The sequence below is a fragment of the Streptomyces sp. NRRL F-5122 genome (assembly GCF_001507435.1).
Lineage (GTDB): Bacteria > Actinomycetota > Actinomycetes > Streptomycetales > Streptomycetaceae > Streptomyces > Streptomyces lannensis.
Genome location: NZ_LMWH01000235.1, coordinates 1 through 9,923, shown reverse-complemented (window position 1 = coordinate 9,923; position 9,923 = coordinate 1). Strand labels below are relative to the sequence as shown.

Below are 9,923 nucleotides of genomic sequence, written 5' to 3'. Positions count from 1 at the left end.
CAGGAATTCTTGGCTGCGGCGGAGGAAGCCGGCGCGATCACCGCGCTGGGCAACTGCCTGGAGGTGGGCGCCGAGGGACTTCCCTACGCTCCACTGGTCGCCGCGATGCGCCAACTGTACCGGGTGCTGGGTGTGGAGCTGGAACGGGCCGCAGAGGGTTACGAGGAGCAGCTTTCGGGCCTGCTGCCAGAGTTGGGTGGTGCGGGTCCCACGCCGGGCGACGAATACGGGCGGGCCCGGTTTTTTGAGTGCACGGCCAAGCTTTTCGAGAGGCTGGCAGGTGACCGCACTGTGGTCCTGGCGATCGAGGACTTGCACTGGTCCGATCGATCCACCCGCGAGCTGCTTGCGTATCTGATTCGCTCCCTGCACCGCTGCCGGGTGGTGCTGGTGGCCACCTACCGCAGCGACGATCTGCACCGCCAGCATCCGCTGCGTCCTTATCTTGCCGAATTGGAGCGGCTGCGGGCGGTGCAGCGGCTGGAGTTGGCGTGTTTCGCGCGTGCCGAGGTCGAGCAGCAGCTGGCCGGACTGCTGGAGACGGCAGCGCTCGACCGGGGTTTGGTCGGCTGGATCTACGACCGTTCCGAGGGCAATGCGTTCTTCGTCGAGGAACTCGCCCACTCCTATCAGGATGTGGGAAGGGTCGGGTTGAGCAGTTCGCTGCGTGACATTCTGCTGGTGCGGGTGGAGGCGTTGCCGGACCGAGCCCAGCAGGTCGTCACAGTGGCGGCGGGTGGTGGCTCCAGTGTGGAGCATGGTCTGCTGGCCGCGGTGCTGGGGCTGCCGCAGGAGGATGTGTTCGAGGCGCTCCGCACGGCGGTGGGTGCTCATGTGCTGGTGCCCGAGGCGGATGGCGACAGCTATCGCTTTCGCCATGCGCTGATGCGTGAAGCGGTGCTGGACGATTTGTTGCCGGTGGAGCGCAGCTGGATCAACCGTCGTTACGCGATGGCGTTGGAGAGTGATCCGGGGCTGGTTCCTGCGGATCAGCGGGCGGGTCGGTTGGCCAGTTATTGGTATCACGCCCATGATCCGGCACGGGCGTTGCCGGCGGCTTTGGAGGCGGGCCGACAGGCGCGGCGCGGCAACGCGTTCGCCGAGCAGTTGCTGATGCTGGAACGGGCACTGGAGTTGTGGGAGCAGGTCCCGGACGAGGTACTGCGTGACCTTCAGTGTTACGAGTGCGCCGATGAGGCCTATCCAAGACGGTCGCAGGCTGGAGTGGATTCCGACCGGTTGCGCTTTGTCGATGTGCTGGCCGACGCCACGGTTGCGGCCAGCCGTTCAGGGGATCCGGATCTGAGCGTCCGGTTTGCCAGGACGGCTTCTCATGTCATTGACGACACTGCGGAGCCGGAGTGTGCTGCCTGGTTCTGGCTGCAGCGCGCGCGTGCGGCCCATTTCCACAGCCAAACCGGTGAGGAGGAGTCGAAGCAGGCGCGGCGGCTGGTCGAAGGCCGCCCGCCATCGGCGGTGCAGGCCGACGTCCTGAGCCGGATCTCGGCGACCGGCGTGCTGACAGGGGCGTCCCAGGAGCACATAGCCATCGGCGAGCATGCGGTTCGGATCGCCCGAGAAGTCGGAGCCAGAGCAGTCGAATTGCACACACTGAACACGGTAGGCATGCTGCGCGTTCGCGTCGGCGAGATCGAGGAGGGCCTGACCCTGCTGCGCGAAGTCTGCATGCAGTCACGCGGGATCGATGACCCCTATCTCCAGACCCGGGCCTACGTCAATCTCAGCTCCCAATACGAGCTGCTGGGCCGGTCGGAGGAGGCCGTCGAGGCCGCCCGGGAAGGTCTTGCGATCGCCCGACGCTACGGGCTGATCCCCACTTACGCAGCGTTGATGCTGAACAACCTGGCCGACTCCCTTCTCGCCCTGGGTCGGCTTCGCGAGGCCGAGGAGGCGGTCACCTCCATGCTGGAATACGCCACCGGTACGGCGTGGAGCGATGATCTGTTCCTGTTGCACGCCGAGCTTGCGCTCCTGCGCGGTGACCTGGCAGGTGCTGCCGAGTATCTGGCTGGGATCAGCAACGACGATGTGCCTGACCGGCAGATGCAGAAAACCCTTCCGTGGTCCGACTTGGCGGTGCGAGTCGCGACGCGTTCGGGACGGTTCGCCGAGGCTCGGGCCGAGCTGCTCTCCGCGATCGGAGACGGACTGCCACCCAGCTTCGATGATTTTGCTTGGTCATTGTTGGTGCATGGTGCCACCGCAGAGGCCGACTGCCGGGGTCTGCCGGACGCCGACGTAGGCCGTGCCGAGGTGCTGGAGCTGATCCGACGGGAGGCACAACGACTCTCCCGCGCTGTGCCGCTGTACGAGGGACGCGCGCACATGCTGGATGCGGAGCTGGCGCGGGCCGAGGGCCGGAACACCCCGGAGGTGTGGCTGCGGGCGGTGGAGGCCTTGCGGCCGACCGGGCGTCCCTATCCTTTGGCCGAAGCACTGTTCGGTGCGGCCGTGGCGCACACGGCGGCCGGGGCGCGGGAGGAAGCCGGACGGCTGCTGCGGGAGGCCGAAGAACAGGCCCGCAAACGCGGCGATACGGAGCTGCTGCGCGAGGTGACCGCACTCGCCGAACGAGCGCGACTGCCGCTGGACCTCTCGCCCTTCGCCGAGGCGCCGGCCGTGTCCACCGACGCCCCGGATCCGTCGGCGGCGCTGGGCCTTACGGCTCGGGAGCGTGATGTGCTGCGGTTGCTGACACTGGGTCGCACCAACCGTCAGATCGCCGAGGAACTGTTCATCTCGCCGAAGACGGCCAGCGTCCATGTCTCCAACATTTTGGCCAAACTCGAGGTCGGCAACCGTGGTGAGGCAGCAGCGACCGCCCACCGCATGCGACTCTTCCCCCACGACGACCGCCCTCCGGCCCGCTGACCGCAGGCGGAGAACATCGTTCGCGGCTGACGTCCCGCTATCCGAGGCCGGGACCCGCAGGTTGTCGTCGGTACCCCGATGACTGAACGCGAGCTCGCAAGGCGCGTCCGGCACCGGCTCGCTGCACTGCGTCAGGCGGAGGAAGTGAGCGGCAACATTGCCGCGACCTGTCGCTACTACAGCATCAGCCGCCAATGCTCCTACACCCGGCGCCGACGCTACGAAGCCGAGGGACTGGGCGGCCTGAAAAACTGCTCCAGCGCCCCGCTGTACGCATTGTCGGAGACTGCGGTCGGGATGACGGTCATGACGGATGGAACGACCTGACTCGCTGACCGGCAATCCATAGCTTGCAGGGGATACCGGGTGCTACTTGCCCGCGGGCTTTCCCCGCGGCAACTCGCCGATCGCCTGCGGCGACCCTGCGGTACGACGCCACCAGGGTCGGGTCCTCTCGTCGTCGGGCGCGTTCATGGATCTGGCAGCGTAGGAGTTCTTGATCATCGTCCTGCCGGGCGGCGAAGCAGTACGTCGCACTCTTCCGCGGGATCCCTTTCTCCCAGGCGCGGGCCGGCTCCGAAGTCGGCCAGCGGTCCCGAGTCGGACGCCAACGTCATACGTTCCGGGGCAGTCCGGATGCCGCTTCCCGGATGCGGTCCAGTACCGCATCCAGTGCGGCGAGATCCTGCGAGCTGAAGCCGTCGAATGCCTCCCGCAGGTTACGGGCGTGAACAGCCGCCGCTTGCTCGAGTATGTCGTGACCGGCGGCGGTGATGCCCACGTAGGAGACGCGGCGGTCGGTGGGACAAGGGCGCCGCTCGACGTATCCGGCCGCCTGCATCCGGTCGACGAGCCGGGTCACTCCGCCGGTGGTGAGCGCTATCTGGTCGGCCAGGGAACTCATCATCAGCTGCTCTCCCTCGGAGCGGGTCAGGCGGATGAGCACCTCGAACCAGACGTGTGGCAGTCCGACCTGCGACTCCATGGAGGATCCGAGCCACTGCTCCAGCCGGCTGTAGGCCTCGACCAGACGGCCGAACGTGGTGATCAAGGGATCGTTGACAGGAGTCGCGGAAGGCATGTCGGCAATCCTACCTCCGAAATAGTTGATGAGTCAGATGTTGCGCAGTCAGAGAAAAGATAGTTACCGTGTAAATATCTGAGCAGTCAGAGAACTGGAGGCTGTGGCTGTCATGCATGTCGCGATCATCGGAGCGGGCAATGTGGGCTCGGCCCTCAGCAGGGCCGCAGCGGCCGCCGGGCACACCGTGTCCGTCTCGGCGACCAGCCCGGGAAAGGCCGCCACGGTAGCGGCCGCAACAGGGGCGCACCCCGCGGCGAACAACGAGGACGCAGTCACCGACGCCGACCTCGTGGTGGTGGCCGTACCCGGCAGCACGGTGACCGCCGTCGCGGACGAGCTGGCACCGGCTCTGCGCGGCAAAGTCGTTATCGACGCCACCAATCCGCTGAACGCGACCTTCACCGACCTCAACATCGACGAGACCGCCGCCGCGCAGACCCTGCAGCGCCACCTGCCGGAAACGCCCGTGGTGAAGGCCTTCAACACAGTTTTCGCCGGACGCCTGGCAAACCCCGTCGAGCGGGACGTCCCGTCCCACCTCTTCCTCGCCGGTGACGACGCGAACGCGAAGAGGACCGTCGCACAGTTCGCGGCCTCGCTCGGGTTCCGGCCGATCGACGCAGGTGGGCTGCGCATGGCCCGCGCGTTGGAGGAGATGGCCTTCCTGAACATCTCACTGAACGCGAGCCAGGGCTGGCCCTGGCAGTCCGAGTGGGCGCTGCTCGGCCCGACCGCTTAAGGAGAGACGATCATGACTGCTGACGCCGCCACACCGGACTCTCCCTTCGGGCCGCCCACTGCAGTGACCCGGGGCGATGCGACGGCTCCGCTCGTCGTACTGCTGCACGGCCGCGGCTCACGCGAGACCGAGATCATCACGCTCGCTGACACGCTGCCTCCCGCGCTGGCGTACGCCGCGGTTCGCGCACCCCTCGCCGAGGGACCCGGGTTCGCCTGGTTCGCCAACCGCGGTATCGGCCGCCCGGTCACGGAGTCCCTGCGCGCGACCATGGACTGGTTCAACACATGGCTAGACGAGATCGCTCCGCGCGGCCGTCCGGTCCTGCTCGTCGGCTTCAGCGGCGGCGCCGCGTTCGCAGGCGGCCTGGTGCTGGACAACCCGGAACGGTTCGCCGGAGCGGCGATCCTCTACGGCACGCTGCCCTTCGAGGCGGGAGTGCCTACCGTTCCCGCGCGGCTGGCCGGGGTGCCTATGTTCGTCGCCCAGGGCGAGCACGACCACGTCATCCCCCGCGAACTGCTCGACCGCACCTGGCACTACCTGACGGGCGAGTCCGGAGCCCCGACGTTCGCCCGGCGGGACCCCGTGAGCCACGAAATCGCCACCGGCGCGCTGGCCAGCCTTGCCGGCTGGCTTGCGGAGCGGGCCGACCACCTTGCCCGTCATGGACGTTCCGGCAGGCAGCCCGCGCACTGGCCGTCTTTCCCCGAAGGGCTTCCCGACCGCGCCGGGCCGCGGCCGCACGCCAGCGTGACGATCCCTCAGCAGCAGATCTCCGACAACTCGCCGACGGAACTGCAGGAGAAGCTGTTCGCCCGGCTGAGCACGCTGCCCGGCGTCAGTACTAGCCAGTCGGCGCTCTCCGTGCGGGGTGCGCGAGGCTTCATGCTCACAGAGGCACACACCACCGGGCCTGAGGAAGCCTTCCTCGTACAACAGGTCCGGGAGTTCGCCCATCTGCACCCCGGACACGACGGCTCGCTTCACATTGCGCTGCCGGTCGGTCTGGCCGCAGATGCGATCCAGCACGGCTGGGCCGTGGCCCATCCCCTCGCCGGGATCAGGCTCACTCCGGGCATGGTGCTGGTCTACGGACCCCGCGACGAGCGCGAACTCGAGATCATCACCGCGATCGTGAGCACAAGTCACGCCTGGGCCGCAGGGCAGTTCATCCCCGCCGCCGCGTAGCCGAACGCCGCGACTCCCGCACACAACCACCTCCCGGGCGGCCCGTCATGGCCTGGCTTTCCCAAGAACAGATTCACCATGAGCGCTCGTCACGAGCACTCACCACAAGAATCGAGGACTCACCATGGATCGTCGTTCCATGATCAGGGGCGGGGCAGCCGCCGCGTTCGGCGCGCTCGCCATCACCGCCGTCACGAGCGGAGAAAGCCTGGCCGGAGCGGCCCAGCAGTACCCGGGTCTGCTCCCGGACCCGGCCACCACGTCGGTACCGAACCCGTCCTACCCGCACAACCTGACTGCCACCGAGCGCAAGCACTTGGAGACCTTTGACGAGCTGGACTTCGAGGTCTTCACCCATGCCGACTGGACGCGTCTGGGCGAGAGCCACGCGCAGAACGTCCGGGTGCACTGGCCTGACGGGCACTATACCGATGGCATAGAGCAGCACATCACTGACCTGAGTGCCTTGTTCGTGTGGGCACCTGACACGCGGATCCTGTCCCACCCGCTGCGGGTGGCCAAGAACGAGCTGACCGCGGTCACCGGCGTGATGAAGGGCACCTTCACCCGACCCATGCCGGACGGCAAGGGCGGTTTCATCCAGCCGACCGGCAAGAAGTACTCCATCAACATGGCCACCGTCGGCATTTGGAACCGCCGGGGGGCCATGGACGAGGAGTTCCTGTTCTGGGACAACCAGACTTTCTACAGCCAGATCGGCATCGGCTGAGCCGGTGAGCCTGGGGCGGCCGGGGCTTTGCCGCCCCGGCCGCCGGCTGTATCCCGCTCGTGGTCACTCTGCGGGATTGAGCGCGATGACGCCGGTGCCTGCATAAAGCCGGCGATCAAGGAAGAGGACGGTGACAGGATCACCCGCCTTCGCGGCCTGCTGGGCGATGGCCGCACAGTAGGCCGCCGGCCACTCGATGTTCGGCCACGCCATGGCTTCCAGGACATGGATCGAGGTGAACGGCACCTGTTCGGCGAAGCGGAGCGATGCGGCGTGAGTGCCGGAACCCGCGAGGTGGCGCGCGGCGGCCAATGCGGGGATCGGCCCTGGCGGTGGCAGTGGTGCTTGGGTGGGGGCGGTGGGGTGTTCGTCGGGGACGCACGTAGTAGGGCGGTCATCGGAGTCGATGCGCCGACAACTCGACGAACTGAGCACTGTGCGCACACGCATCTGGGGTCCGGCGCAGTCTGTCCCGATGGGGTTGTGGTCGGCGAGGTCGGTGTAGTGGTCTCGGGTGGCTCCGTGGCCGGTCGGCAGCACACGCGGTGCGGGACGCTCCGAGCGCGCACGTGGTGTGGCCATTTTGCGATCTCCCTTCATCGGGAGCTCCTGCTGGCGCATGTCGAGGGTGCCGAGGGCTATCCGCGGCTGCTCGGTGACTTTTACGACGATGTCTTCTCGAAGATCGCGCAACCGGAGTCAGGTGAGGTAGAACGGTGCCGGACGCTCCTTGGGGGAGGGCCCGTTCACCCGGCTGGGGTTTCCCGGCGAGAGAGAAGGACTGCGGTATGGCCAGCGGCATCGTGAAGTGGTTCCACGCTGAGAAGGGTTTCGGTTTCATCGCCCAGGACGGTGGTCCGGACGTCTTCGCGCATTACTCCAGCATCAAGGGCAACGGGTTCCGGGAACTGGTGGAGGGGGAGAGGGTCACCTTTGACGTCACCCAGGGTCAGAAGGGCCCGCAGGCGGAGAACATCGTTCGCGGCTGACGTCCCGCTATCCGAGCCCGGGACGCGCAGGTTGTCGCCAGTGAAGATCACCAGGGTCGGCGGGCACGGCCCGGGCCATCTATTCGAGCCTCGCAAGCAGCGGCTGCAGTTGGCCACCGCGTTGTGCGGACCGCCGAGCGGCTGATCGCGGTACGCGCCGAACTTGGCCGATCGCAGCTCCCGGGGCCTCTCCGTACTTCCGCACGCAGGCAAGCGTGGCCGTAGTTGCAAATGCCCGTATTGCCGCAGAACGCGGCCATGTTGTCCATTGCGACCCGTAACATTCCAGAGAAACCATGACCCGTCTCAAGGTGCCTGCCCCACAGACCGGCCAGTCCCTTCAGGAATACCTCCTCGAGCTCACCACCTGCGAGGCACGGCAACCCGTCCTGGCGGAAACGGCCGAGCGCACCCAGCGGTACGCCCGAGCCCTACGCGTGGTCCTGGACAACGACGCGAACGCCCTTGAGAGTCACCGAGAGTCCGTCGTCGAGTTCGCAACTTGCCTGGTCGCGATGCGGAACATCTCGACGGAATCAAAACCGTATCCCACTATCAGGCCCAGGGCAGGGTTTGAATGGTCGGCAGGGTGACGCACCGTCTCCGACGTCAGTAGTACAACTTCCAGATGTCGACGATGTCGTGATCGCGGTTGAGGTGGCTGTCGGCTTGCCCCTTGTGGTGACTTGCAACGGCAATGAAGGACACCAGTGCCCGAGGCCAGGACACAGGGCACAAGTTCCTCATGTCCGCCCGACGCTTGAGATTGTGTTGCGGGCTGTGGTGGTTTGCCGGCAGGGGCACGGCTGTTGACCGCGTCATCTGCTTCGCGGTGATCGTCGTGCCCGCCAGGAAGGGGCACGACTTGATCGCAGAAGCCCCCCGGACGTACCAGGTTGTCCCGGAGCTTCTCGCCGCTGATGAGCATGAGAGAGGTCAGGTGTGATGATTGTCGGTGGGCTGCTTGGACTTGGGAAGCCCGCTGACGACGAGGTGGTAGGAGTCGGTGATGAGCTCCTTCACGAGCTTCTCGTTGATGGTGTCTCCACCTTCCACTGTGATCCAGTGTGTTTTGTTCATGTGGTAGCCGGGAGTGATGTGTGTGTACTGCTCACGTAGGGCTGTGGCGTCGTCGGGGTCGGCTTTGAGTATGACGACGGGGTGTCCGGGCATGTCGGTCATGAGCATGTAGACCTTGCCCTGCACCTTGTAGAGGTCCCAGTTGGGGCCGGTGCGGTGCTCGTGGTCGGTGCCGGGCAGGTCCGTGGTGAAGGCGTCTGCGATCTTCTGCAGTTCTTGTCCGTCCATGGTGATCGACTCCTGTGTTGGTCCGGGTGCCTGGTGGACAGGGGTTGGGGTGTGTGCGTCGGCCGGCGGTTGGCCGATAGTCGTGGTGGGGATCGGGCCGGTGGTCTGTTGCTGTGGCGCCGATCAGGCTTGTGGACTGTCGTTTGGTTGGTGGCCGTGGTGTGGATCTGGCCTGTGACCTGTCGGTCTGGGGCCTGGGCCAGGCCTGTGGCTGGCCGGTGCGGGCTGTGGCTGTCCGCCGCCTACGGGAGTACGCGGATGACGGTCTTCCCGCGGCGTCGCGTGGTCGGGTTGAGGGCGCCGATGGCATCGTCGAGGCTCGCGATGTCACCGATGTTTGTCCGCAGCCGTCCGTCCCGCACTCGCTGCACGATCTCACCGAGTTCGGCGCGATCGGCTTCGACGACGAAGTCCACTGCCAGGCCGTGAGTGGGCCGTGCTTCGACCGGGCCGACGATGGACACCAGTGTTCCTCCGGGCTTGATCAGGGCGGCGGACTGCTCTTGGATGTCGCCGCCGATGACATCGAAGACCAGGTCGACGCTCCCGATGTCTTTGAGGGTGTCGTTCTCGAGGTCGACGAACTCGTGGGCGCCGAAGTCGAGTGCCTTGGTCCGGTCGGCGGCGCGTCCGGTGCCGATGACGTAGGCGCCCGCCTCACGTGCGAGTTGGGTCACCATCGTTCCGACTGCCCCGGCTGCGCCATGGGCGAGTACGGTCTGGCCGGCCTGGAGGCGGCCGTGCTGGAACAGCCCCTGCCACGCGGTCAGGCCGGAGATGGGCAGGGACGCGCCTACCGTGAAGTCGACGTCGCCGGGCAGCGGTGCGAGGTTGCGTGCTTCGATCGCCACGTACTGGGCGAGGGTGCCGTCGCGGTGCCAGTCGGCGAGGCCGAACACCCGCTGCCCTACCGACAGCCCCGTCGTGCCGTAGCCGAGGGCGGTGACCACTCCGGCCAGCTCGTGGCCGGGGATCGAGGGTGTCCTGTCA

At 66.8% G+C, this 9,923-nt stretch carries 10 protein-coding genes; 6 read left to right on the top strand and 4 right to left on the bottom strand.

Features of this window, described 5'->3' with window-relative positions; genetic code table 11:
* Positions 1-9 precede the first annotated feature (9 nt).
* Together ADL25_RS24200 and ADL25_RS48270 are read left to right on the top strand one after the other, a co-directional pair.
* Positions 10-2,892: a helix-turn-helix transcriptional regulator gene (locus tag ADL25_RS24200; protein ID WP_059129920.1), complete on the top strand. Its 2,883-nt coding sequence runs from the start codon at positions 10-12 to the stop codon at positions 2,890-2,892.
* A 78-nt stretch (positions 2,893-2,970) separates the two neighbouring features.
* Positions 2,971-3,219 (top strand): helix-turn-helix domain-containing protein, encoded by a 249-nt coding sequence (locus ADL25_RS48270; protein ID WP_107116691.1) that lies wholly within the window; start codon positions 2,971-2,973, stop codon positions 3,217-3,219.
* Positions 3,220-3,505: 286 nt separating this feature from the next.
* Here ADL25_RS48270 and ADL25_RS24195 read toward each other — a convergent pair whose 3' ends face one another.
* Positions 3,506-3,973 (bottom strand): MarR family winged helix-turn-helix transcriptional regulator, encoded by a 468-nt coding sequence (locus ADL25_RS24195; RefSeq protein ID WP_059129919.1) that lies wholly within the window; start codon positions 3,971-3,973, stop codon positions 3,506-3,508.
* 112 nt (positions 3,974-4,085) lie between these two features.
* Between ADL25_RS24195 and ADL25_RS24190 the strand changes: the two genes are divergently transcribed.
* The 3 genes from ADL25_RS24190 (at position 4,086) to ADL25_RS24180 (ending at position 6,636) form a co-directional block, all read left to right on the top strand.
* The gene (locus tag ADL25_RS24190; RefSeq protein ID WP_059129918.1) at positions 4,086-4,715 is read left to right on the top strand and encodes an NADPH-dependent F420 reductase; all 630 of its coding nucleotides are present in this window, start codon (positions 4,086-4,088) and stop codon (positions 4,713-4,715) included.
* Positions 4,716-4,727: 12 nt separating this feature from the next.
* Positions 4,728-5,906: a luciferase family protein gene (locus ADL25_RS24185; RefSeq protein WP_079050550.1), complete on the top strand. Its 1,179-nt coding sequence runs from the start codon at positions 4,728-4,730 to the stop codon at positions 5,904-5,906.
* A 124-nt stretch (positions 5,907-6,030) separates the two neighbouring features.
* Positions 6,031-6,636, top strand: a complete 606-nt coding sequence (locus ADL25_RS24180; protein ID WP_059129916.1) for an ester cyclase — start codon at positions 6,031-6,033, stop codon at positions 6,634-6,636.
* A gap of 63 nt (positions 6,637-6,699) precedes the next feature.
* Here ADL25_RS24180 and ADL25_RS50725 read toward each other — a convergent pair whose 3' ends face one another.
* Positions 6,700-7,218: a hypothetical protein gene (locus ADL25_RS50725; protein WP_234381019.1), complete on the bottom strand. Its 519-nt coding sequence runs from the start codon at positions 7,216-7,218 to the stop codon at positions 6,700-6,702.
* A gap of 206 nt (positions 7,219-7,424) precedes the next feature.
* Here ADL25_RS50725 and ADL25_RS24170 point away from each other — a divergent pair, with 206 nt between their 5' ends.
* A complete protein-coding gene (locus tag ADL25_RS24170; protein ID WP_059129914.1) occupies positions 7,425-7,625 on the top strand; it encodes a cold-shock protein in 201 nt (66 codons plus the stop codon).
* Positions 7,626-8,561: 936 nt separating this feature from the next.
* Here the strand turns inward: ADL25_RS24170 and ADL25_RS24155 are convergent.
* Entirely contained in the window at positions 8,562-8,933 is a 372-nt protein-coding gene (locus ADL25_RS24155) for an MmcQ/YjbR family DNA-binding protein (protein ID WP_059129911.1), read from the bottom strand.
* A gap of 242 nt (positions 8,934-9,175) precedes the next feature.
* The coding region (locus ADL25_RS24150; protein ID WP_059129910.1) for an NADP-dependent oxidoreductase at positions 9,176-9,923 on the bottom strand (748 nt) is incomplete at its 5' end.